The organism is Corynebacterium sp. HMSC073D01 (assembly GCF_001815555.1).
GTDB lineage: Bacteria > Actinomycetota > Actinomycetes > Mycobacteriales > Mycobacteriaceae > Corynebacterium > Corynebacterium glucuronolyticum.
The window spans coordinates 131,937-154,004 of record NZ_KV821038.1 but is presented as its reverse complement, the minus strand read 5'-3'; the positions used below and the strand labels follow the sequence as shown (position 1 = coordinate 154,004).

Genomic DNA, 22,068 nt, shown 5'->3' with positions numbered 1-22,068 from the left:
GGTAGAATTAACCCACGTTTGAGCTAAGGAGGAAAACGTGAAGGTTGAAGATACCGTTCAGTTTTGGTTCGATGTGAGCTGCCCGTTCTGCTGGATCACGTCCCGCTGGATTAAAGAGGTCCAGGATGTCCGCAATATCAAGGTGGACTTCATTCCCATGAGCCTGTCCGTCCTCAACGAGGGACGCGACGAACTCCCCGAGGACTACAAGGAAAAGATGAAGGCCAACTGGGGGCCCGCCCGCGTCTTCGCGGCGGTGAAAACCAATTACCCCGAGAAGATCGACCAGCTCTACACCACGATGGGCAATAAGGTGCACATCGGCCAACGCGTCGCCTCCGGTTACGGCGGATACGATGCCGTGATCAAGGAATCCCTCGAAGAGGTCGGCCTCCCCGCGAGCCTTGCCGAGGTAGCAAACACCGAGGAATACGACTACAAACTTCGCAAGTACCACCGTGGTGCAATGAAGGCCGTGGGCAACGATGTGGGAACCCCCGTCATCAGCCTGGGCAAGACCGCATTCTTCGGCCCCGTCCTCACGCGCATCCCCACGAAGGAAGAAGCCGGCGAGCTTTTCGATGCCGCCGTCCGTCTCGCGCAGTACCCGCATTTCTTCGAGCTGAAGCGCTCCCGCACCGAAAAGCCTGAGTTCGACTAACTCATCGCACACAAAAAGCGCCTTCACCACAAAGGTGAGGGCGCTTTATGCGTCTTAGTAGCTTTCGGGGACGGTGACGATCTCACCTGTGCGAGAAATCTGAATCCCCGTGCCGTGCTCCGGGTGGACACGGGTGCCACCGGCATCGAGCCACGCCTGCGGGACGTAGCAGCACTGGTCATCCGATGCGCGGACATCTCCGGTCAGGGCGTAGGCAGTGGAGCGGGAGCCACCGCAGACATCGTGGAAATCGCAGTACGCGCACTTGCCGCGCCAACCCTCCGGGTGGCGAAGCGAGACGAACACGGGGGACTCAGCGTAGATCTCGTTGATGGTCTGCTGCTTGACGTTGCCACAATGGAAGGGCAGGAATCCGTTGGGGTACACATCCCCGATGTGGTCGATGAAAGCAAAACCAGAGCCGGAGTTGACGGCCATCGGGGCGCGAGGCTTCCGCTTCTTGTAGGGGGCATCGCCGAAGATACGCTCGGTCTCCTCGGTGAGGTAGCGGTAAAGCTCGCCTCCTTCGTACGGCGCTAGACCATGTTCACGGCGCAGCTTCTGCTGGATAACAACGCGCCGGTATTGGGGCGCCTCGGTGGTCTTGATGGCAATGCGATCAGAAATGTCATCGAGCCAGACGAGGGTGTCCTCGCGCTCCTTGGGGCTGAGCGCGTTGAGGTCCGCGCCACGGCCAGTGGGCACGAGGAAGAAGACATACCACATCTTTGCCTGCATCTCGATGACGCGCTTAAGTAGCGCAGGCGCCTCGTGGATATTGCCCTTAGTCAGCGTCGAGTTGATTTGTAGACGGTACCCCTCGGCGTTGATGAGCGGGGCTTTCTCTAGTGTGGCATCAAAGGTGCCACTGAAACCGCGGAATGCGTCGTGGGTTTCGGGGGTTGCACCGTCAAGCGACATGCTCATCGCCTTGCCGCCTGCTTCGCGGAGTTCGTGCAGCCGTTCGGGGGTCACCTTGGGGGTGACCGAAGGTGAGAGGCTGATAGACAAGCCAAGGTTCGTGCCGTACTGGCAGAGCTCTGCTAGGTCGGAGCGCTCGAAGGGGTCGCCACCGGTGAAGACGACGAGGGGGTAGGGCTTCTCATAGCTGGCCAGCTGGTCTAGCAGGCGCTTTCCCTCTTCCGTCGTGAGCTGATCCGGGTGGGGCTCGTGTTGTGCGTCTGCCCGGCAGTGCTTACATACGAGGGCACAGGCGCGCGTTACCTCCCAGATAACGATGAACGGCTTGGTCTCAACATTATGGCGTACCTTGCGTACAACTGGAGCATGGGACATAGGTACCAGTGTACATTTAGGGGTATGCATATTTATTTGGGTGCTGACCACGCAGGATACGAGGCTAAAGAAGCTATCAAGGCCCACCTGATCGAGGCCGGCTATGAGGTGACGGATTGCGGCGCGCACGAATACGACGCGCAGGATGATTACCCGGCTTTCTGCATCGCCGCGGCTGAGGCTGTGGCCAAGGATCCGGGTTCGCTCGGTTTCGTGCTCGGCGGTTCCGGCAACGGCGAGCAAATGGCTGCCAACAAGGTCAAGGGCATCCGGTGTGCCCTCGGCTGGAATGAGGACACCGCCCGTCTTGCCCGCGCACACAACAATGCGCAGGTTCTGTCCATCGGTGGGCGCCAGCATTCCGAGGAAGAGGTGCTCAAGCTTGTCGACGCTTTCCTCGACGAGTCCTGGAGCGAAGAGGAGCGCCACCAGCGGCGCATCGATATTCTCGCCGAGTACGAGAAGACCGGCGTCGCTCCCGAGGTCAAGTAATCGCCTTTTTATAAAGAAAAATCCCGGTTGTGGTTGACTCTTCCACAGCCGGGATTTTTGTGCGCTTATCAGCGCTTATTTAGAAGTCGAAATCAAAGTCGAATCCGCCGCCGTCGCCACCGAAGAGGCCACCGTCGAAGAATCCTCCGCCGTCGCCCATGTCGCCCATATCTCCCATGTCTCCACCGACATCGCCCATGTCGCCCATATCTCCGCCTGCGGCTTCGAAGCCATCGGCGTACCCGTCGCCGTAGCCCTGCTCAAACCCGGCTGCGCCGTAGCCAACACCGGCCATTCCGTTGAACATCGCGGAGAACATCATCACTGAACCTGCTGTCCACATGCCACTAACGAGGGCGGGTGCCCACCACGGCTCGGAGTACCAGCCAGCGGGGACCGGCCTGCCAGCCACGCGACCACCGGGGTAGTAGTTCGGTGTCTGTGCAGAGGAGTGTGGCGAGGCGGTGATTTGGCGCCCGTCGTAGTTAATGGTGCGCTCTTCGGTCACCTTACCTGCAGCCTTCTGCCCCTCGAGCGGGGGAAGTTCGGGGCCTTCAGGGAGTCCCATAATCTCTCGGGCGGCCTTAATATAGTGCAGACCTTCGAGAGCTGACTCGCGGGCGAGCTGTGCCTGGCGCACGGACTGGGCCTGTGAAATCTGAGAATTCGCAGCTGTATAGCGCTCGGAGGCATCGGCAATCGCCTGAGAACTAGCAGTATCTGTGCCTGTGAGGTTGAGTACCTGCCCGCCGAGGCGTTCGATCCATCGCCGCGCATCAGCCTGAGCATCTTCGAAGCTCAACTGATTTACCTGTCGTTGGCCACGCGATGTAGCCGCGACTAGCCCGATGACGATGAGGGCAATGAGCAGCATTCCGAGCATAGAGAGGGGACCTTTCTTAGCAGTAATTCTATACGTATCAACGTACAAGCGGTCTGGAATGTTCCATGTCTGTCTGGGGCGATCCAGAATGACAAAAGCGCCGTCCATCAATCGTGACGGCGCTATACCGAAGTGCCTCGTAGCCGCTTAGTAGTTTACTCCGCGGTTCCCCTTGGATCGCTCCTCGGTCCACTCAATAATATCCTTTGAGTTCCACAGGGTCAGTCCGTGGAGCTTCGCTACGGGCTTGGGTGCCCTGCCGCGGCCAGCGTAGCTAGTGAATGTGCCACGCGCGGTGTTCGAGTATTCCGCGCATTCCACAGCAGTCCAGAGGGGCACCTGGGTGTCTGCATCAATAATTACTGGTTTCATGGTGTTGTAGTCTAACCATCCCCGCTCTCATTAATTCACACACGCACCTGCAATTTTCCTGCTTACTGCCCCATTTTTTCCCTCTTAACTGCTGTTTTACGCCCTAAAACCTGGAAAGAACCTGAAAGTCTACACGGGTGGGAAAGATTGATTATCAAAGGTGGATCTATTGTGAAAGCTATTTGCCGTGGTCGACCGGGTTTTCTCTGAGTGTAACGCAAAGACAAGTGGATGCACGGAGGTTGGGATAGTCACACTGCTGCTACCCCGTATTGTCATTAAATTAACAGCCGGGGAATTGTGTTGACCACTCGTTGCACTACACCTTTAGGGGGAGAATGGTTCGACGGGTGCGGGGAGTGAACTGGCAATTTGTCTACCTGGTTATCGGAATGTAACCTAGAACGCACTGGGAATGTCGTATAGTGGCTATTACCCCAGCCTTCCAAGCTGGTGACGCGGGTTCGATTCCCGTCATTCCCTCTCTTAGGTTCAGGCCGGTCTCCGATTCTCGGTGGCCGGCCTCATTTTGTTTATCTACTCCGAATTGGGCGTGTGGAGGGTTAATTAGGGGTGAACGAGAGTGCGTGATTGTGGCGGACTACAATCTTCTCCAGCGCGAAACCGAGTGTGTGAAAGGCGATATCCGTCATTCCTCTTGTTGGCGAGTAAAGCCAGGTTAAGTGCATTTAAATGAATAAAGAGACCCCATGTAAGCGCAAGTTTACAGAGGTTTAGTACAATTCCCTTCTAGCAAATCGAATTGCACACGGGACATGGCGCAGCTTGGTAGCGCACCTGCTTTGGGAGCAGGGGGTCGCAGGTTCAAATCCTGTTGTCCCGACGAAAGGGAAGGTCTAACCTTCCCTTTTTGTACCTAATCAACGTTTACAGATCAGGAGAATGACTCGTGAAGAGTTCCGTCGACAAGTTGAACGACACTCGCGTCAAAATCACGGTTGAGGTTCCCTTCGAGGAGCTCACCCCTGAGATTGACCAGGCCTACAAGGCCCTCGCCCAGCAGGTGACCTTCAAGGGCTTCCGCAAGGGCAAGGCACCCCGCAAGCTTATTGACGCTCGCTTCGGCCGCGGTCCGGTTCTGGAGCAGGTTGTTAACGACATGCTTCCGTCCCGCTACGGCAAGGCAGTAGAGGACAACGACCTCCGCCCGCTCGGCCAGCCCGCCATCGACATCACCAAGCTCGAGGACGGCAAGCTCGTAGAGTTCACCGCCGAGGTTGATGTCCGCCCGGAGATCACCATCCCGGACTTCTCCACTTACGAGATCGAGGTCCCGGAGCTTAAGGTCACTGACGAGGACGTGGACAAGGCCATCGATTCTCTTCGCGAGCGCTTCGCCGAGCTGAAGGCCGTCAAGCGTAAGGCCAAGAAGGATGACTTCGTCACCCTCGACCTCAAGGCCACCGTTGATGGCGAGGAGATTGAGGAAGCCGCTACCGAGGGCCTCAACCACCGCATCGGCTCCGATGAGCTTATCGACGGCCTGGACAAGGCCGTCAAGGGCCTCAAGGCCGGCGAGGAAGCCACCTTCACCTCTTCCGACCTTAACGGTGTTGAGGACGGCAAGGAGGCCGAGGTCACCGTTACCGTGAAGGATGTCAAGGAGCGCAAGCTTCCGAAGGTTGACGAGGACTTTGTCCAGATGGTCTCCGAGTTCGACACCGTCGAGGAGCTCCGCGAGGACACCGAGAAGAACCTCACCGAGCAGAAGAAGGTCGAGCAGGCCTCTGCCATCCGCGACGAGGTTCTGAAGAAGGCTCTCGACGAGGCTGACTTCCCGCTGCCGGAGGCAGTCGTGGAGGAGCAGGTGCAGGGTCAGCTGCAGCAGCTCATCGCCCAGTTTGGTGGCGACGAGTCGATGCTCGACCGCGTCCTGGACATGCAGGGCACCACCCGCGAGGAGTTCGACAAGGAGTCCCGCGAGAACGCCGAGAACGCCGTTCGCACCCAGCTGTTCCTCGATGTCCTGGCTGAGCAGGAAAAGCCGGATGTTACCCAGCAGGAGATCCACGAGCACATCATGTTCACGGCTCAGCGCTACGGCATGAACCCGCAGCAGTTCCTGCAGCAGATCCAGCAGACCGGCCAGACCTATAACCTGGTCGCCGATGTCCGCCGCGGTAAGGCACTGGCAACCGCTATCTGCCGCGTTTCCGTCAAGGATGACGCCGGCAACAAGGTTGATCCGGAAGACTACTTCGGTGAAGAGGAAGTCGAAGGCGAGGAGTAATCCCCCTACTGACGAGGCCGCCCGCTCTGCGCGGGCGGCTTTTTCGTCGCGATAACGCTATGAGCGAACAACCTTTATCCGGCGGGCTCGGTAAAGGTAGGGTGGTGGAGTAAATGAAACGAAAGGATGTTTAGACAATGGCTGATTCCGCACCAGGAATGAACCTGGGGGATTCCGTGTATGAGCGCCTGCTGCGCGAGCGGATTATCTTCCTTGGCTCCGAGGTCAACGACGAGATCGCAAACAAACTGTGCGCACAGATCCTCCTCCTGTCCGCCGAGGATCCCACGAGGGACATCTCGCTGTACATCAACTCGCCCGGTGGCTCTGTCACTGCCGGTATGGCCATCTACGACACGATGAAGTACGCGCCGTGCGATGTGGCAACCTACGCCATGGGCCTCGCGGCCTCGATGGGGCAGTTCCTGCTCACCGCGGGCACGAAGGGCAAGCGTTACGCCCTGCCACATGCACGCATCCTCATGCACCAGCCGTCGGCCGGTGTGGGTGGTACCGCATCCGATATCGCCATCCAGGCGCAACAGTTCGCGCTGACGAAGAAGGAGATGGCCGAGCTCATCGCCGAGCACTCGGGCCAGACCTTCGAGCAGATCAGCAAGGACAGCGACCGTGACCGTTGGTTCACCGCCGAAGAGGCCCGTGATTACGGCCTGTGCGATCACGTTATTTCCCACGCCACCAACGATCAGGTTGGATCCTAAGGAGAGTAGATATGGATATGCAAAACATGCCTCAGGCGCGATACATTCTCCCGAGCTTCGTGGAGCACTCCTCCTACGGTGCCAAGGAATCCAACCCGTATAACAAGCTCTTCGAAGAGCGCATCATCTTCCTCGGCGCGCAGGTGGATGACACCTCCGCCAACGACATCATGGCGCAGCTCCTCGTCCTCGAGGGACTCGACCCGGACCGTGACATCACGATGTACATTAACTCCCCGGGCGGCTCCTTCACCTCGCTTATGGCGATCTATGACACGATGCAGTACGTCCGCCCGGATGTGCGCACCGTCTGCCTCGGCCAGGCGGCCTCCGCAGCGGCAGTGCTCCTTGCCGCTGGTGCGAAGGGCAAGCGTGCGGCGCTGCCGAACGCTCGCGTCCTCATCCACCAGCCGGCTACGCAGGGTACGCAGGGTCAGGTTTCTGACCTGGAGATCCAGGCGCGCGAGATCGAGCGGATGCGTAAGCTCATGGAGGACACGCTGGCGCACCACACGGGCCAGACCTCGGAGCAGGTCCGCATCGATACGGACCGCGATAAGATCCTCACGGCCCAGGAGGCCGTGGAGTACGGGCTTATCGACGAAGTCTTCGATTACCGCAAGCTCAACAAGTAAGTAGACAGAGAAAAACCGCCGGCCACGCCGGCGGTTTTTTGGCTTTCTGTTACTTCTCTGAGTCGTTGACCTCGCCGAAGACCTCGGTGGGGTACTGCTCGTGGTAGGTCTCGGAGGAATCCTTGAGCAGACTATCGTCGTCGATTCCGAAGTGGCGGGCGAGGAGCGTGGTGACCTCTTCAGCGGCCTCGACGTTGGACAGGTGCGCAGCCGACTCGATCACCGTGTAGGTGGAATTCGGAATGGACTCGGCCATTGTGCTCATGACCTCGGGGGTGCAGCCGCCGTCGTGGCCGCCGGGAACGACGAGGGTGGGGACGGAAATATCCTTCAGGTCCTCCCAGTTGTCCCACGCGGCGAGTGCCTCGCAGGCGCGGGCGTAGCCCTCGCTGGGGGTGCAGTCCATGAGGTGAAGGACATAAGCGAGGCTTGCGGGATGCTCCTCGCGCCAGTCGGCGGTGAACCAGTTGGTGATGGTGGCCGCGTTTGCCTCGTGGAGGCCGCCGTCGCGGACGGAGGCCGCCTTACTTGTCCACGCCTCCGGGGTGCCGAACTTGGCATTCGTGGAGAGGAGCGCGATGCTCGTCACGCGCTCGGAGTGTGCGCCGAGATACTGCGCCACGGCCCCGCCGAGCGAGAGACCGACGAGCTGGAAGCGGTCGACACCGAGCGTGTCCAGCGTGGAAAGAACGAGATCGCCGAACTCGGGGATCGAGTGGACGTCGAAAAGCTCAGAGGCGCCATGCCCCGGATGGTCGATCGCGATGACGCGACGGTGGTGGGAAAATGCGTCGAGCTGCGGGGACCAGAACCACGCGTTGGCGCCAAGTGAACCGAGGAAGACGATGGGGTCGCCCTCGTTGGACGATCCGAATTCTATGCTGTGCAAAACGTTAGTCATACCATCCAATGTACGTGCGAATTGCTCATCGTGCGAGGGCCTCCGCCGTGCTGTGGTTCCGGTGTGCGATACTGGAACTGGCCCTTCCCCTGCGGAAATATAAGGCGGTATAACCGCGTTGACAGTGTGGGGTAGGCTAAAGCCTCACGTCCAGAAAACCAACGAACTCAAGGAGTGGTGAAAGCACCATATGTCGCGCATGCAAGAGACCGCTGACCTGCTTAAGTGTTCCTTCTGTGGGAAGAGCCAGAAGCAGGTAAAGAAGCTAATTGCCGGGGGCGGCGTGTACATCTGCAACGAGTGCATCGACCTGTGCAACGAGATCATCGCCGAGGAGCTCTCCGTCGAACGCGCCACCAAGATGGACAAGGAATCGCTCCCCACGCCGAAGGAGATCAAGGAATTTCTGGACGAGTACGTCATCGGGCAGGACGAGGCCAAGAAGGTCCTGTCCGTCGCCGTGTACAACCACTACAAGCGCGTGAAGCTGCAGAACGTTTTCGGCTCCGATGACGGGGTAGAGCTGCAGAAGTCCAACATTTTGCTGCTGGGACCCACCGGCTGTGGCAAGACGTACCTGGCGCAGACGTTGGCCAAGAAACTGGACGTGCCGTTTACCATCGCCGATGCGACGAGCCTGACCGAGGCCGGCTACGTGGGAGAGGACGTGGAGAACATCCTGCTCCGCCTGCTCCAGGCCGCCGACTTCGACGTGAAGAAGGCTGAGCACGGCATCGTGTACATCGATGAGATTGACAAGATCACCCGCAAGGGGGAGAACGTCTCCATCACACGCGACGTTTCCGGCGAGGGGGTGCAGCAGGCTCTGCTGAAGATCCTCGAGGGCACCGTCGCGTCGATTCCGCCGCAGGGCGGCAGAAAGCATCCCAACCAGGAACTCATCCAGGTGGATACGTCCAATATCCTGTTCATCGCCTCCGGCGCGTTCGCGGGCCTGGAAAAGGTGATCCAGGAGCGCGTGGGCAAGAAGAGCCTGGGCTTCGGTGCGGATATCCGCTCCAACGAAGAGCTGGAGAATGCGAATATTCTCCAGAAGGTGCAGCCGGAGGACCTGGTTAAGTTTGGCCTCATTCCCGAGTTCATTGGTCGCCTCCCCGTCACGGCGACGGTGAACCAACTGGACAAGAAAGCCCTCGTGTCCGTCCTGACGGAGCCGAAGAACTCCCTGGTCAAGCAGTACCAGAAGATGTTTAGCTACGACGACACGGAGCTCGTCTTCACCGACGGCGCGCTGGGCGCGATCGCGGAGAAGGCGCTCGCCCGCAAGACCGGTGCCCGTGGCCTGCGCGCCATCATGGAGGAGATCCTCGTGCCGGTCATGTACGACATCCCCTCTAGGGAGGTGTCCAAGGTGACTATTGATGCCGGCGTGGTCAACGGCACCGGCCGACCGAAGCTCGTGGGTAACAAGAAAAAGGCCTCGTAACAACTACCGAAAAGCCTCCCCACTGTGAACTGGGGAGGCTTTTGTCGTAGTTAACTGGGTGGGAGCTAGCTATTCGTAGACGTCGCCGAAACCCTCCTCGGCGGCGTAGAGATCGCTCTCCGCGGACCCGTTCTCGCGTGCCTCGTTGCGCTCGGATTGGAGGTACGTCTCCCCGCTCGTGGGCGGAAGCTGCGCGGTGAGGAACGAGATGACTTGATCCTGGGCTTGGTTCCGCAGCGCCTCCGTGTTGATGGCGGAGGAGAGGTCCGTGTTGTACAGGTTCCGGAAGACGAGGTTCCAGGAGTAGGGGAGCAGGCAGAGGCCAACGATGGAGGCGTACATGTCCAGTGCGGAGATTCCGGGGCGGAACGCGCCGGCATCCTGGCCGAGCATGAGGAGCTTGTTCAGCTGGAGGAACAAGTCGGAGTGGTCTGCCAGCGGGGGCAGCTCTTCTGCATCCACGTGGTGGTAGATGGACTCGGTGAGGACCAGTTTCACTGCGTCGGGGTGCTGCTCGAAATGGTCGAAGACAACAGAAACAATCTTTTTAGCCGATTCTACAGGGACGACCGACTCGAGCTCGAGCTCTTCCTGGCTCGGGCGGAGCTGTGTGACGGCAAGTGTGAGGGCGGCGATATACAGCCCCTTCTTGTCTGTGAAGTGGTAGTGGATCATGCGCTTGCTGATCCCGGACTTGGTGGCTACCTGCTCGAGTTTTGTCTGCTTAAACCCCTGATTGGCAAACAGCGTCAGCGCGAGCTCGACCACGCCGTCTTTCGGTGACTCTGTGGAGGGGAAAGAATCGTGTGACGAAGTCATCTTCTCTCTATTCTGGGAAGAAAATTCTAATGGTTTCTAGGACAATTAAACGCCTAAATTCCCGTTTTGACGCGCGTGCTCCCCCTGTATGGGTGGTGCTAACGCCGTTTTTGTCCTACGTTGACCCATATATGTGAGAATTATCACAAGGCGAACCCTTTAATAGCCCCCGGAATAGGGGAGATTTTTCGGTGGTCTGCTGTCTTTTTTCGGATTTTGGGGGGAGGGCGGGCGTAGTTACATGAACAAACGCACTCGATTGCGGTCATTGTGTAACAAGAAAAAGTCCGGATGGAGCATTTTCGTGCCAAAAATCCGCTCGTCGCCGTGCGGTTTTGTCGAGTACGCTCTCTGTTAGTGCGGAAAAGTTAGTCCGTTCAGATTATCGTAGACTTCACATTCCGTTAGAACCGACGTTTTACTGAGAGGATTGTCATGTCGACCAATGAGACCAAAAAAGTAGTTGTCACCGGCGCCGCAGGTCAGATCGCGTACTCCCTGCTGTTCCGCATCGCTAACGGCGATGTCTACGGCAAGGACACTCCCGTCGAGCTGAAGCTCCTGGAGATCCCCCAGGCTGTGAAGGCAACCGAGGGCGTTGCTATGGAGCTTCTGGACTCCGCCTTCCCGCTCCTCACGGACATCGAAATCACCGACGATTCCAACAAGGCGTTCGACGGTGCAAACATGGGCTTCCTCGTCGGCGCAAAGCCGCGTGGCAAGGGTATGGAGCGCGCAGACCTGCTTGCTGAGAACGGCAAGATCTTCGGCCCGCAGGGCAAGGCCATTAACGACAATGCGGCCGACGATGTGCGCATCCTCGTCGTGGGTAACCCCGCGAACACGAACGCCCTCATCGCCCAGCAGCACGCGCCGGACGTTCCCGCTTCCCGCTTCACCGCGATGGTCCGCCTCGACCACAACCGCGCGATGAGCCAGCTGGCCACCAAGCTCGGCTGCAGCTCCACCGCCCTGGAGAACATCGTGGTGTGGGGTAACCACTCCGGCACCCAGTTCCCGGATCTCACCAACGCCACCGTGAACGGCGAGTCCGTCATGGACAAGATTGACCAGGATTGGTACACCGGCGAATTCATTCCGAAGGTTGCCGGCCGTGGTGGTGCCATCATCGAGGCGCGCGGTTCCTCCTCCGCTGCTTCCGCTGCTTCCGCCGCTGTGGATCACATGCACGACTGGGTCAACGGCACCAACGGCAAGTGGGTTTCCGCCGCTCTCCCGTCTGACGGTTCCTACGGCATCCACGAGGGCATCGTCTCCGGCTTCCCGGTCACTTCCAATGGTGGCGAGTGGGAGATCGTCCGCGGCCTGGATCTCACGGACTTCCAGAAGGAGCGCATCGCCAAGACCGTGGAAGAGCTCGACAGCGAGCGCGCCACCGTCCGCGAAAACGGCCTCATCGACTAGTTAGCTCACGAGCCTAAAAGAGCTAGGTAAAAAGAGCCTGCCCCCGTCCCATAACAGGTCGTTGGGGCAGGTTTTTGTATGTGGAGTTACGTGGTTGGGTCTCCGTGGTACCTCCTGCGAAACTCCAGGATGAAACGGACAATGACGGGGATGACGATGGCGAAATAGCCGGGCCAGCCGGGTGTACAGAACCCAACGGCAAGGAGCGCCAGCGCGAAAGCGAGTTCGCGGTAACCGGTCCAGTGCGCGGCAACGGGATTGTTGCGCCTGCAAAATTCCGACATACACAGCGCTGCGGTGGATAAGACGATAAGCACGACCGCAGCGGTCACCGTATCGACGCGGTCGGAGGCGTAGTACACGAGGTGTTGGGCTTCTCGCGCGGCGATTCCCGGTGTAAGGAAGTACCAGGGGGACATCGCCCATCTACGTAAAAACTCTGGCAAACCAGGACTACCTTTCGTTCGGTGACACCTAAAGCGTTGACGGGGAAGCACTTCACCTGCTTCTCAGGAGGGCGTGTTGAAAATACCTGAGGCGAATGCGGTGAGAATCCTTTTTCAGTCATCTCCGCCCCACATCTCAGTCGGTTCACAGCAGTTTGTAGCTCCGCAGTAGCGCAAAAACGGCCCGCACCATGTGTGATGGTGCGGGCCGGGTCGATGAACGTTAGATGTAAATCCCTGCCTGGGCAAGGTAGGGGCGTGCATGGCCAAGCACGTTGCCGATGAGCCAGCCCAACAGGCCAGCAACGGCAATCATGCCGAAGAATCCGCCGACGCCGACCCATACCATGTTCTCGGCAGAAGATCCGTCGGAGCTTCCGTCTGTGTCATTTCCTGGCTTAGGCTTCGGTGTGGTCTTTTCGACGGTGATGGTGATCGGGTTGCCGATGTTGGTGCCGCCGTCGGTCAGCTGCACGGTGTAGTCTCCGGCCTTCGCGTCCTTGGGGAGGGTGACGGTCACCTTTCCTTGCTTATCGACGTTCACCGTTGCGCCAGTGACCTTGGTGCCTGCGGCGTCGAGGACCTCGCCGGTAATGCTGTCGGTGGGGTTTACGACCGTGTCATCGAGAACGGTGGCCTTACCGGGGGTGATCTTCTCCACCGTCGTGCCCGGCCTCATGCTAGGTTCTGGGGCATTGACGGTGACGATGATCGGGTCGCCGACGTTGGCACCGCCGTCGGTCAGCTGCACGGTGTAGTCTCCGGCCTTCGCGTCCTTGGGGAGGGTGACGGTCACCTTTCCTTGCTTATCGACGCTCACCGTTGCGCCAGTGACCTTGGTGCCTGCAGCGTCGAGGACCTCCCCGGTGATGGTGCCGGTGGGGTCTACGACCGCGTCATCGAGGACGGTGGCATTCCCAGGAATGACCGTCTCCACCGTCGTGCCCGGTTTCAGACTCGGGGTGGGGGCCGGCTCCTCAGTAGTAGGTGTGGGCTTCTTCGAGGTGGTCGGTGCGGGTTCCTTTGTAGAGGTCGGCTTGGCCGTTGTCGGTGTGGGCTTCTTCGAGGTGGTCGGTGCCGGTTCCTTTGTAGAGGTCGGCTTGGCCGTTGTCGGCGTGGGCTTTTTCGAGGTGGTCGGCTTAGCCGTTGTCGGCGTGGGCTGCTTCGAGGTGGTTGGTGCCGGTTCCTTGGTGGGGGTCGGCTTGGTCGTTGTCGGTGCAGGGTTCTGTGTCGTCGTGGTGGCTGTTTCTGAAGCGATCGGGGCGGGCTTAATCGGATCCTTCTGTGAGAGCGTCACCTTGTCGATGACAGCACCCGTAGCCACATCGCGAGTAGTGATGGTGAGCTCCTCAGGGCTGACCTTCACCGTGGTGTAGTCCGGCGTGCCATCCTGGGACGTTTTCGCTAGGTCCTCGGACGCGCCCGCAGGTTGTGCGAAATTGCTGTTCGAGGCTGAGTTGAGGGAAACAAACAGAGTTCCCTGATCCTTCTTGTACAGGACATTGTCCTCGGCCTTTGTCGCAGCATCCGCCGTCAGCAGGTGAGAACGGCTGTAGTAGTAATCGCCACCGGTCAAGACCAGGTCAATACCGGCCTCACTGGCAGCTTGACGGAGCTCCTTACTCATAGAATTCATGCCGTAGAGCACCAGCCAATCCGTGCTTGGCTTCAGGCGGGCAGCCTCGTTGCGGATCAGCGTGGCTGCGCCGGCGGCATCTGTATCAGAAACGTTGATGAAGCCGACGTTATTGAAGATGAAAGCAGCATGATTCTTGAGGCCACCGGGGAGCTGGAAGTGCCAGCCGGTTTCGCCGCCTTTGTCGCCACTGTGAATGCCGATGGCGGTAGGGACATTCTGTAGAGCAGGAGAAGCAGTGAACGTGTCGCGCTCAAGGTTCGAAGACATATCGGAGGTGGCGTTTCCGGTCACCACCAGGAGCTCAGGGTGACCCGCTGTGGCCGCCGTGGCCGCCGTGGCGGTGGAAGCCCAGGTCGCGTCGTCGACTAGCGTATTCGGCGCGCCGGTGGCAGCAAAAGACCAGGACGTGCTGCCGCTGCCTGCGGTAAACGTCATCGGCTCGGACCAGCCAGCCACATTACTGCCAATGCGGTAGGTGTACGTCTTACCAGGAACGAGGTTGCGAACAACCGCCTTGCGGTGCTGGTACGTCTGCAACGAGCGGTTCGACGGCATATTTGGCGTGGTGAAAATTCCCTCGTAAGTCGAAGAGGCATCGGCGGTATCGTCGGAGGTGATGTCAACTCCGGTTACCACACCCGACTTTTGATCCCACGTGAGGGTAACGGAGGTTTCGTCGCTGCCCGGTCCGAGCGCGACGTTATAGAAGCCATTACCGTTATCGCCAGCGTGGGCCATCGGAGCAACAATGAGAGAAGCTGCCAAAGACACGGCTGTAAGCAGTGCTGTTTTACGCATGATGTCTGGTCCTTACTATATGGTAAAACACTGTGTGAAGTTCTAAGAAACATTCACCATTTTCTGAGTAAATCTTAGGATAGTCCATTTTCTTCCGTATGGGATAATTGCGTATCAAAAAATCTACAAAATCTCGTTGAGCTGTTATGGTGCGAGGTAACGCCGTTGCGGTCAGGGGTAGTACGGGGGTAGTAACGGCTTAAGGGAATCATCAGGAATGCCCTCAGGTGGAAGAGGGTGCTGGAGATGTTACCCGCAGGTTATAAGATGGCTACCGTGACTGATAACCGGGAAATGCGCGAGCTCCCCAGCAAATGGGAGCCGAAGGAACACGAAGAGAAACTGTACGAGACATGGGTGGAGAAAGGCTACTTTACGCCCGATGCTCACTCGCCCAAGCCGGCGTTCTCGGTGGTGCTGCCGCCCCCGAACGTTACCGGTCAGCTCCACATGGGGCACGCATTAGACCACACCCTCATTGATTCCATCGTGCGCCGCAAGCGCATGCAGGGCTACGAGGTACTGTGGCTGCCGGGCATGGACCACGCCGGCATCGCCACCCAGACCAAGGTGGAGGCCAAGCTCCAGGAGGAGGAAGGCAAGCGCCGCTGGGATTACGAGCGTGACGAGTTCGTGGATAAGGTCTGGGAATGGAAGGAAGAATACGGCGGACGTATTCTCTCCCAGATGCGCGCCATCGGCGACTCCGTGGACTGGACTCGTGAGCGGTTCACCATGGACGAGGGGCTGTCTCGCGCCGTGCAGACCATCTTTAAGCAGATGTACGACGAGGGCATGATTTACCGGGATTACCGCCTGGTCAACTGGTCCCCGGTTCTCGAGACCGCCGTATCCGACATCGAGGTTGTGTACAAGGATGTCGAAGGTGAGCTCGTCAGCTTCCGCTACGGCTCGATGAACGACGATGAACCGCACATCGTCGTTGCTACCACCCGTATGGAAACGATGCTCGGCGACGTGGCCGTGGCCGTTCACCCCGACGACGAGCGCTACACGGACCTCGTCGGACAGGAGTTCCCGCACCCATTCCGCGACGACCTTACTATTAAGGTCATCGCCGACGACTACGTCGACATGGAATTCGGCACCGGCGCTGTGAAGATCACCCCGGCGCACGACCCGAACGACTATGCCATGGGCCAGCGCCACAACCTGGATATGCCCATCATTCTCGATTCCACCGCGCACATTTGCAGCACGGGCACGCGTTTCGACGGCATGACCCGCGAGGAAGCCCGCCACGAGATCTGCGAGGCGCTGCGTGAGCAGGGCCGCATAGTCAAGGAGATTCGCCCCTACGTCCACTCCGTCGGCCACTCCGAGCGCTCCGGCGAGCCGATTGAGCCCCGCCTGTCGCTGCAGTGGTTTGTGAAGGTGGACAAGCTGGCAAAGATGGCTGGGGATGCGATCCGCGACGGCAAGACCACCATCCACCCGGCAGCGCTCGAACCCCGGTACTTCGACTGGGTGGACAACATGCATGACTGGACCATTTCCCGTCAGCTGTGGTGGGGCCACCGGATCCCGATCTGGTACGGCCCGAACGACGAGGTTGTCTGCTGCGGCCCGGACGATACACCACCGGAAGGCTACACGCAGGACCCGGACGTACTGGATACGTGGTTCAGCTCCGCGCTGTTCCCGTTCTCCACGATGGGGTGGCCGGATTCCACCGACGATCTGAAGAAGTTCTACCCCACGAGCGTCCTCGTCACCGCCTACGACATTCTCTTCTTCTGGGTTGCCCGCATGATGATGTTCGGCACCTACGCAGGCCAGATGACGGAGGGCCTCGGCGAGGTTCCGTTCACCGACCTGTTCCTCCACGGCCTCGTCCGCGATGAACGCGGCCGCAAGATGAGTAAGTCCCTGGGCAACGGCATTAACCCGATGGACTGGGTGGAAGACTACGGTGCGGACGCACTGCGCTTCGCCCTGGCTCGCGGTGCCAACCCCGGTGTTGACCTGCCACTTGGCTCCGATGCCGGTTCCTCTGCCCGCAACTTTGTGACCAAGCTCTTCAACGCCGCCCGCTTCGCGCTGTCCCGTGGTGCCGACGCTTCTGCCGAGCTGCCTGCGGAGCTTTCCGATGCCGATCGGTGGATCCTCGACCGCCTGAACGAGGTCACCCGCGACGTCAATGAGCTTCTCGACGACTACCAGTTTGCCAAGGCTAACGAGGAAATGTTCCACTTCGTGTGGGACGAGCTGTGCGACTGGTACCTCGAGCTGTCCAAGACGAACTTCCAGCCCGCTGTCATGGGGCACGTCCTCGACCAGGTACTTCGCCTCCTGCACCCGACGATGCCGTTCGTCACCGAAACCCTGTGGACGGCCCTGACCGGCGAGGAGACCATCACGTTCGCCCAGTGGCCTGAAGCGGCTCCTTATGACGGTGCGGAAGCGGAGCGACGCACCGCTTCGCGCCGCATCGCTGACGTGCAGAAGCTTGTCACCGAGGTTCGCCGCTTCCGTTCTGACCAGGGTGTCAAGCCCTCTCAGAAGGTGCCGGCACGCATCGACTTCGCTGCAGCTGACCTCGCTGGGCTGGAGGATGCCGTCCGCGATATCGTCCGCCTGACACCGCCGGAGGAGGACTTCACCCCGACGGCCTCCATCGAGATCCGCCTGGCTGAAAAGACTGTCCTTGTCGAGGTCGATACCTCCGGCACCATCGACGTCGCTGCCGAGATTAAGCGCTGCGAGAAAGACATTGCCAAGCAGGACAAGGAATTGGAGACCACCGGCAAGAAGCTCAGCAATGAGGCCTTCTTGTCCAAGGCACCCGAGGCCGTAGTGGAGAAGATCAAGACCCGCCGCGAGGTTGCACAGGCTGAAAAGGAACGCCTAACCGCACGCCTTGCACAGCTGGAGAAAATGCAATGAGCCTAGAGTTCAACGAGTCCGGTCTCACCCTCAACCTATCTGAAAAGGAAGAGCATGTTGAGCACCGGCCTGTGACCAAGGACGATCTCGCGCGCCTTGCCGAGGTTGACGCCGAGCACAACGAGCGCTGGAGCGAGATCCACATCGATCCCACGCTGTCGCGCATCGCAAAGCTCATGGATCTTCTGGGGCACCCCGAGCAGGCGAGCCCCATGATCCACGTGGCTGGCACCAACGGCAAGACGTCGACCGTGCGGATGATCGAATCCCTGCTGCGGGCATTCTCCCGCCGCACGGGACGCACGACGAGTCCCCACCTGCAGCTCGTGACCGAGCGCATTGCCATCGACGGTGAGCCGATGCACCCCGCCGACTACGTCCGCATCTGGGAAGAGATCAAGCCCTACGTGGAAATGGTGGATGCAGAATCGGAATACCCGATGAGCAAGTTCGAGGTACTCACCGCCATGGCCTTTGCAGCCTTCGCCGATGCGCCCGTCGACGTGGGAGTCGTCGAAGTAGGCATGGGTGGTCGCTGGGATGCCACCAACGTGTTGCACGCAGACGTGTCCGTCATCACCCCGGTTGGCCTTGACCACCAGGGGATGCTGGGTGACACCATCGGTGAGATTGCTGGCGAGAAAGCGGGCATCATCAAGCCGAAGTGGGACAGCGGTGACCTTCTGCGCCCAGGGCCGGTCACGGTCGTCGGCAAGCAAGATCCCGAAGCCATGCGCGTCATCCTGGAGAAGGCCGTGGAGGCGGACAACTCCGTTGCACGACTGGGACAGGAGTTCGGTGTTACCGAGTCGACCGTTGCCGTCGGTGGACAGCAACTGACTATCCAAGGACTTGGCGGAACATACGAGGGCATCTTCCTTCCGCTTTCCGGCGCGCACCAGGCGGAAAACGCCGCCGTGGCGCTCGCCGCCGTCGAGGTATTTTTCGGCGCAGGTTCTGGTCATCAGCTGGACATCGACACGGTTCGCCGCGGCTTCGCACAGGTGCAGTCGCCCGGCCGCCTCGAACGCGTCCGCGCGACACCGACCACCTTTATCGACGCGGCCCACAACCCGCACGGCGCGAAGGCGCTGGCCGGTGCGATGTCCCGTGATTTCGACTTCCGCCGCCTCATCGGCGTTATGGCCTGCCTCGGTGACAAGGATGTCGACGGCGTTCTCACACAGCTCGAGCCAGTTATGGACGAAGTCGTGTGCACCGTCAACAATTCACCTCGGTGCCTGCCCGCAGAAGAGCTGGCCGACAAGGCCCGCGCCATCTTTGGCGAGGAACGCGTCCACCTGGCGGAGAATCTTCCCGCCGCCGTTGAGCTAGCGGTGGAGCTTGCCGAGGACCCCACGGAGGGCGATACGGTCTCCGGTGGTGGCATTCTCATCACCGGTTCGGTTGTCACCGCCGGCGAGGCACGTACGCTGTTTGGAAAGGACCCCGCATGACAGACACCCCCGAATACGGCCCACTAGGACCTGGACAGGAGCCGGTTAAGGATCCGATCAAGGGCCTGCGCGGCGTGATGAGCAGTGTTCTCATCACCGAAGCGATCACCCTGGGGTTGGTTCTCACCGTGATCTCCAAGTTCGGCGACCTGTGGCAGCCGGCCAACATCTGGTTCGTTTCCCTCGTCGCCGTGGCGCACGTGGTGGCCGCGTTCCTCCAGCGATTCAGCTGGTCCATCTGGCTCAACATTGCCCTGCAGGTGGTGGCCCTCGGAGGGTTTTTCATTCACTGGTCAATGGGTGCCGTGGTGATCATGTTCATCCTCTTGTGGATCTTCGTGTTCTACCTGCGCAACGTGATTATTGAAAGGAAGAAGCGTGGGTTGCTCACCACGCAGCACACATAATGAAGTTTATTTATGGTTTTGCCACGATCTGCTTCCTGCTCACCGCCGTCACCTACTTCATGGGTGGTCGTTGGGGCTGGGGCGCAGCAATCCTCATCCTGGGGATTGGGCTAGCAGTCCTCACGTTCATTGAGTTCAAGAAGCCTCCCCGGGTGGAGTTCACGGCCTCGGTGGCAGCATCCATCCCGGATGAGACGAAGGTGGATATCGTGCGGCTCAAGCGCGACGGTGACTCAGTTTCCGCAGTCAGGGCCCTCCGCGAGGCCGTCCCCGGCTTATCTCTCCCGGATGCGAAGGATGCCGTAGATAGATTCTTCTAGTCCCCGGGTGCCCCCAATTGGTATGACCGCTGATTGGGGGCACATCCGTCATTACCATAAAAGACGCGGACAGTCAGCACTCGATAGAGACCTCGTTGTGAACACCACGGCCAGTAGTGGGGCTCAACGCACACTCGCATCACCGCCGACCCATCCTGAGGAACATACCTATGACAGAAAGAGACGGAACTCCGCACTTTTTGTGGAATAGCTCGCACCCCATTGATTACTGTTACAGTGTTTTTCCTGTCCGCTGGGATTCGGTGCGTGGGAGTTTTCCACATGCGCGGAGGCGTTACCACCATTACCACCTCGAACCTTAGAAGGGTGGGGGACTATAAAGAAAAAACAGCACCGAGTAGCCGTATGCGGCAACCCCCGTCAGGATAGCCCCGTGCATAACGCGAAACAGAGCGGTAATGGTTGGGATATCGAAATGAGGGGGAAAACCCTGCACCTCGAAGAGACGCATTTTGCGGGGGCAGAAGGGCAGTGGGATGCCCTGGATCAGGAAGGGTGGGATCGCCATGCCACGATTTATTGGCAGCTCCGCTGATGTGGGAAGTGAGATCGCACGGCGGATGGTGAGCGGGCATGTTCCCCGGCAGGCGTTTAGTTTCCCCGGAAGCGTGGGGGAGGTTGCCTTCAGCTTCGAGGAACCGATCTTTCCTGTGCAGGCGGAGAATGCGACAAAGCATCAGCTTGGTGCCACGGGATGGATTTCGGTGATTCGGTTCCGCTTACAGCATCCGGACGTTCCTGTACGCGGGTGCCTGTGGGCGGATCCCGCGTGGGTTGTTCATCTCTCACTCACCCCAGATATCGAGGTAACGGTGCGGATGGGGGACGGCGACCCGCATGCCGGTGAAGAGGGTGTGGAGAAAACGTACTACGGCTGGCATGCCGTCACCGCAACTATCTAGTAAAGTTGACCACCATGACTGAACGTACACTCATTCTTATCAAGCCCGACGGTGTCAAGAACGGCCACGTGGGCGAGATCATTTCGCGCATCGAGCGCAAGGGCCTGAAACTCGTCGCTCTGGATCTGCGCGTTGCTGACAAGGCCACCGCCGAGAAGCACTACGCAGAGCACGAGGGCAAGCCCTTCTACGGTGAGCTCGTTGACTTCATCACCTCCGCACCGCTCATCGCCGGTGTCGTCGAGGGCGAGCGCGCCATCGAGGCATGGCGTCAGCTGGCCGGTGGCACCGATCCGGTGTCCAAGGCAGCTCCCGGCTCCATCCGTGGCGACTTCGCCCTCACTGTTGGTGAGAACGTTGTGCACGGCTCCGATTCCCCCGAGTCCGCCGAGCGCGAGATTAAGATCTGGTTCCCGAACCTGTAACGGCTGTTTTCGCCCACTGCCTGGTAGCCCTACGTCACGTGGGGCTTTTGCAATTGTGTGACGGGGCAGCGATCATTCCGCGTGGCGTGCCTGAAATTCTCGGGCCTGAGTGGAGTACTTGATTGTCTCCGCTCTAATGACCTGATCAAGGCCGCTCGACGTAAGCTCCACGTTCCAATGGTGGGGCTTATTTTGATAGCCGATGGTGCTGATGGTGACGGCACCGTTTTTCTGCAGGTTTTCGCAGGCCGTGATCACATCGTCGGGGTCGGCATTAATCCTTTTTGCGAGAGTTTTTATCTTCATCCGCCAGCCACCGGTGACTCCATGGTTGCGAAGTGCCTCCAGGGCGTCACGCTCTATGTCGGAGGTGGGGGCGGGGAGCTCTCGTGATGGTTCTTTCAACACTCTTCTGATCCGTTTCTTGATGGATAGGTATTTTCTGCGCGCATCGGCGATCATGCCAAGCGAAAGCGTGACAGACCACAACGCGAAGAGGCCGTACATCCGGGCCTGGGGTGAAAGATCAAAGTGGGGCACCGCCGAATCGCCGATGATATCCATAAAGATGGTCGCCGCGAACGCTGCGGCCAGTGCGGAAGGCTTCCTTTCGACGCGATCCTCGGCGCGCGCCTTCACCGGGAACACCCCTGATTCAAACGAATGTCTAAAAGTGAAGCCTCCGACAAGCACGGTGAGGATGCCGAAGATAGCAATCCACAGGAAGTTTTCCATTTCCAGCGCTACGCGGCAGGCCGCAAGGGCAACGGCGGGGGCGACGTACGTTAACGGTTGAAAAGGTGGGAAGGGTACAGGGTTTTGGGACATGTCAAAAGTCTACA

At 59.4% G+C, this 22,068-nt stretch carries 21 protein-coding genes and 2 tRNA genes; 15 read left to right on the top strand and 8 right to left on the bottom strand.

Annotation, left to right across the window (positions count from 1 at the left end; translation table 11 throughout):
- The first annotated feature begins 37 nt into the window (after window positions 1–37).
- The gene (locus HMPREF3044_RS06475; RefSeq protein WP_005389152.1) at window positions 38–661 is read left to right on the top strand and encodes a mycothiol-dependent nitroreductase Rv2466c family protein; all 624 of its coding nucleotides are present in this window, start codon (window positions 38–40) and stop codon (window positions 659–661) included.
- A 54-nt stretch (window positions 662–715) separates the two neighbouring features.
- Here HMPREF3044_RS06475 and HMPREF3044_RS06470 read toward each other — a convergent pair whose 3' ends face one another.
- A complete protein-coding gene (locus tag HMPREF3044_RS06470) occupies window positions 716–1,957 on the bottom strand; it encodes a TIGR04053 family radical SAM/SPASM domain-containing protein (RefSeq protein WP_070740140.1) in 1,242 nt (413 codons plus the stop codon).
- A gap of 24 nt (window positions 1,958–1,981) precedes the next feature.
- Between HMPREF3044_RS06470 and HMPREF3044_RS06465 the strand changes: the two genes are divergently transcribed.
- Complete coding sequence (locus tag HMPREF3044_RS06465; RefSeq protein WP_070740137.1) at window positions 1,982–2,449, top strand: ribose-5-phosphate isomerase; 468 nt, start codon at window positions 1,982–1,984, stop codon at window positions 2,447–2,449.
- Between the two features lie 79 nt (window positions 2,450–2,528).
- On the opposite strand, the gene HMPREF3044_RS06460 is transcribed toward HMPREF3044_RS06465, so the two are convergent.
- Entirely contained in the window at window positions 2,529–3,332 is an 804-nt protein-coding gene (locus HMPREF3044_RS06460; RefSeq protein ID WP_070740134.1) for a hypothetical protein, read from the bottom strand.
- A 147-nt stretch (window positions 3,333–3,479) separates the two neighbouring features.
- Window positions 3,480–3,704 (bottom strand): hypothetical protein, encoded by a 225-nt coding sequence (locus HMPREF3044_RS06455; RefSeq protein ID WP_005389174.1) that lies wholly within the window; start codon window positions 3,702–3,704, stop codon window positions 3,480–3,482.
- A 411-nt stretch (window positions 3,705–4,115) separates the two neighbouring features.
- On the opposite strand from HMPREF3044_RS06455, the gene HMPREF3044_RS06450 reads away from it, so the two are divergent.
- The 5 genes from HMPREF3044_RS06450 (at window position 4,116) to HMPREF3044_RS06430 (ending at window position 7,312) form a co-directional block, all read left to right on the top strand.
- Window positions 4,116–4,187 (top strand) — tRNA-Gly (locus HMPREF3044_RS06450).
- 287 nt (window positions 4,188–4,474) lie between these two features.
- A tRNA-Pro gene (locus HMPREF3044_RS06445) sits at window positions 4,475–4,548 on the top strand.
- A gap of 66 nt (window positions 4,549–4,614) precedes the next feature.
- Window positions 4,615–5,955, top strand: a complete 1,341-nt coding sequence (tig, locus tag HMPREF3044_RS06440) for a trigger factor (protein WP_005389176.1) — start codon at window positions 4,615–4,617, stop codon at window positions 5,953–5,955.
- Between the two features lie 137 nt (window positions 5,956–6,092).
- Window positions 6,093–6,677: an ATP-dependent Clp protease proteolytic subunit gene (locus HMPREF3044_RS06435; protein WP_034989413.1), complete on the top strand. Its 585-nt coding sequence runs from the start codon at window positions 6,093–6,095 to the stop codon at window positions 6,675–6,677.
- 11 nt (window positions 6,678–6,688) lie between these two features.
- A complete protein-coding gene (locus HMPREF3044_RS06430; RefSeq protein ID WP_005389178.1) occupies window positions 6,689–7,312 on the top strand; it encodes an ATP-dependent Clp protease proteolytic subunit in 624 nt (207 codons plus the stop codon).
- 49 nt (window positions 7,313–7,361) lie between these two features.
- Here HMPREF3044_RS06430 and HMPREF3044_RS06425 read toward each other — a convergent pair whose 3' ends face one another.
- Window positions 7,362–8,213 (bottom strand): alpha/beta fold hydrolase, encoded by an 852-nt coding sequence (locus tag HMPREF3044_RS06425; protein ID WP_070740131.1) that lies wholly within the window; start codon window positions 8,211–8,213, stop codon window positions 7,362–7,364.
- A gap of 190 nt (window positions 8,214–8,403) precedes the next feature.
- On the opposite strand from HMPREF3044_RS06425, the gene clpX reads away from it, so the two are divergent.
- A complete protein-coding gene (gene clpX, locus HMPREF3044_RS06420) occupies window positions 8,404–9,660 on the top strand; it encodes an ATP-dependent Clp protease ATP-binding subunit ClpX (protein WP_005389183.1) in 1,257 nt (418 codons plus the stop codon).
- A 69-nt stretch (window positions 9,661–9,729) separates the two neighbouring features.
- Here clpX and HMPREF3044_RS06415 read toward each other — a convergent pair whose 3' ends face one another.
- Window positions 9,730–10,479: a TetR/AcrR family transcriptional regulator gene (locus HMPREF3044_RS06415; protein WP_070740128.1), complete on the bottom strand. Its 750-nt coding sequence runs from the start codon at window positions 10,477–10,479 to the stop codon at window positions 9,730–9,732.
- Window positions 10,480–10,914: 435 nt separating this feature from the next.
- Here HMPREF3044_RS06415 and HMPREF3044_RS06410 point away from each other — a divergent pair, with 435 nt between their 5' ends.
- The gene (locus tag HMPREF3044_RS06410) at window positions 10,915–11,904 is read left to right on the top strand and encodes a malate dehydrogenase (RefSeq protein ID WP_070740125.1); all 990 of its coding nucleotides are present in this window, start codon (window positions 10,915–10,917) and stop codon (window positions 11,902–11,904) included.
- A gap of 86 nt (window positions 11,905–11,990) precedes the next feature.
- Here HMPREF3044_RS06410 and HMPREF3044_RS06405 read toward each other — a convergent pair whose 3' ends face one another.
- Together HMPREF3044_RS06405 and HMPREF3044_RS06400 are read right to left on the bottom strand one after the other, a co-directional pair.
- Window positions 11,991–12,350: a hypothetical protein gene (locus HMPREF3044_RS06405; protein ID WP_246820926.1), complete on the bottom strand. Its 360-nt coding sequence runs from the start codon at window positions 12,348–12,350 to the stop codon at window positions 11,991–11,993.
- Between the two features lie 223 nt (window positions 12,351–12,573).
- Window positions 12,574–14,787, bottom strand: coding sequence for a fibronectin type III domain-containing protein (locus HMPREF3044_RS06400; protein WP_070740118.1), 2,214 nt, complete (start codon window positions 14,785–14,787; stop codon window positions 12,574–12,576).
- Between the two features lie 246 nt (window positions 14,788–15,033).
- Between HMPREF3044_RS06400 and HMPREF3044_RS06395 the strand changes: the two genes are divergently transcribed.
- From HMPREF3044_RS06395 to ndk, 6 genes are all read left to right on the top strand, one after another.
- On the top strand, window positions 15,034–17,694 hold the full coding sequence (locus HMPREF3044_RS06395) for a valine--tRNA ligase (RefSeq protein WP_070740193.1): 2,661 nt from the start codon (window positions 15,034–15,036) through the stop codon (window positions 17,692–17,694).
- Window positions 17,691–19,151, top strand: a complete 1,461-nt coding sequence (locus tag HMPREF3044_RS06390; protein WP_070740115.1) for a bifunctional tetrahydrofolate synthase/dihydrofolate synthase — start codon at window positions 17,691–17,693, stop codon at window positions 19,149–19,151. Before HMPREF3044_RS06395 ends, HMPREF3044_RS06390 begins: the two co-directional genes overlap by 4 nt.
- On the top strand, window positions 19,148–19,558 hold the full coding sequence (locus HMPREF3044_RS06385) for a DUF4233 domain-containing protein (protein ID WP_005389195.1): 411 nt from the start codon (window positions 19,148–19,150) through the stop codon (window positions 19,556–19,558). The genes HMPREF3044_RS06390 and HMPREF3044_RS06385 overlap by 4 nt, the downstream gene beginning before the upstream one ends.
- Window positions 19,558–19,878 (top strand): hypothetical protein, encoded by a 321-nt coding sequence (locus tag HMPREF3044_RS06380; RefSeq protein ID WP_005389196.1) that lies wholly within the window; start codon window positions 19,558–19,560, stop codon window positions 19,876–19,878. The genes HMPREF3044_RS06385 and HMPREF3044_RS06380 overlap by 1 nt, the downstream gene beginning before the upstream one ends.
- 527 nt (window positions 19,879–20,405) lie before the next feature.
- A complete protein-coding gene (locus HMPREF3044_RS06370; RefSeq protein ID WP_070740109.1) occupies window positions 20,406–20,801 on the top strand; it encodes a hypothetical protein in 396 nt (131 codons plus the stop codon).
- Between the two features lie 14 nt (window positions 20,802–20,815).
- A complete protein-coding gene (gene ndk / locus HMPREF3044_RS06365; RefSeq protein WP_005389202.1) occupies window positions 20,816–21,226 on the top strand; it encodes a nucleoside-diphosphate kinase in 411 nt (136 codons plus the stop codon).
- 72 nt (window positions 21,227–21,298) lie between these two features.
- On the opposite strand, the gene HMPREF3044_RS06360 is transcribed toward ndk, so the two are convergent.
- The gene (locus HMPREF3044_RS06360) at window positions 21,299–22,054 is read right to left on the bottom strand and encodes a hypothetical protein (protein ID WP_070740106.1); all 756 of its coding nucleotides are present in this window, start codon (window positions 22,052–22,054) and stop codon (window positions 21,299–21,301) included.
- Between the last annotated feature and the right edge of the window lie 14 nt (window positions 22,055–22,068).

What these genes read in the sequence shown, in the direction of transcription:
- HMPREF3044_RS06470 (WP_070740140.1), bottom strand. Translation starts at nt 1,957, where the DNA reads ATGTCCCATGCTCCAGTTGTACGCAAGGTACGCCATAATGTTGAGACC.
- HMPREF3044_RS06465 (WP_070740137.1), top strand. Translation starts at nt 1,982, where the DNA reads ATGCATATTTATTTGGGTGCTGACCACGCAGGATACGAGGCTAAAGAA.
- HMPREF3044_RS06460 (WP_070740134.1), bottom strand. Translation starts at nt 3,332, where the DNA reads ATGCTCGGAATGCTGCTCATTGCCCTCATCGTCATCGGGCTAGTCGCG.
- HMPREF3044_RS06455 (WP_005389174.1), bottom strand. Translation starts at nt 3,704, where the DNA reads ATGAAACCAGTAATTATTGATGCAGACACCCAGGTGCCCCTCTGGACT.
- HMPREF3044_RS06435 (WP_034989413.1), top strand. Translation starts at nt 6,093, where the DNA reads ATGGCTGATTCCGCACCAGGAATGAACCTGGGGGATTCCGTGTATGAG.
- HMPREF3044_RS06430 (WP_005389178.1), top strand. Translation starts at nt 6,689, where the DNA reads ATGGATATGCAAAACATGCCTCAGGCGCGATACATTCTCCCGAGCTTC.
- HMPREF3044_RS06425 (WP_070740131.1), bottom strand. Translation starts at nt 8,213, where the DNA reads ATGACTAACGTTTTGCACAGCATAGAATTCGGATCGTCCAACGAGGGC.
- clpX (WP_005389183.1), top strand. Translation starts at nt 8,404, where the DNA reads ATGTCGCGCATGCAAGAGACCGCTGACCTGCTTAAGTGTTCCTTCTGT.
- HMPREF3044_RS06415 (WP_070740128.1), bottom strand. Translation starts at nt 10,479, where the DNA reads ATGACTTCGTCACACGATTCTTTCCCCTCCACAGAGTCACCGAAAGAC.
- HMPREF3044_RS06410 (WP_070740125.1), top strand. Translation starts at nt 10,915, where the DNA reads ATGTCGACCAATGAGACCAAAAAAGTAGTTGTCACCGGCGCCGCAGGT.
- HMPREF3044_RS06400 (WP_070740118.1), bottom strand. Translation starts at nt 14,787, where the DNA reads ATGCGTAAAACAGCACTGCTTACAGCCGTGTCTTTGGCAGCTTCTCTC.
- HMPREF3044_RS06395 (WP_070740193.1), top strand. Translation starts at nt 15,034, where the DNA reads ATGTTACCCGCAGGTTATAAGATGGCTACCGTGACTGATAACCGGGAA.
- HMPREF3044_RS06390 (WP_070740115.1), top strand. Translation starts at nt 17,691, where the DNA reads ATGAGCCTAGAGTTCAACGAGTCCGGTCTCACCCTCAACCTATCTGAA.
- HMPREF3044_RS06385 (WP_005389195.1), top strand. Translation starts at nt 19,148, where the DNA reads ATGACAGACACCCCCGAATACGGCCCACTAGGACCTGGACAGGAGCCG.
- HMPREF3044_RS06380 (WP_005389196.1), top strand. Translation starts at nt 19,558, where the DNA reads ATGAAGTTTATTTATGGTTTTGCCACGATCTGCTTCCTGCTCACCGCC.
- HMPREF3044_RS06370 (WP_070740109.1), top strand. Translation starts at nt 20,406, where the DNA reads ATGCCACGATTTATTGGCAGCTCCGCTGATGTGGGAAGTGAGATCGCA.
- ndk (WP_005389202.1), top strand. Translation starts at nt 20,816, where the DNA reads ATGACTGAACGTACACTCATTCTTATCAAGCCCGACGGTGTCAAGAAC.
- HMPREF3044_RS06360 (WP_070740106.1), bottom strand. Translation starts at nt 22,054, where the DNA reads ATGTCCCAAAACCCTGTACCCTTCCCACCTTTTCAACCGTTAACGTAC.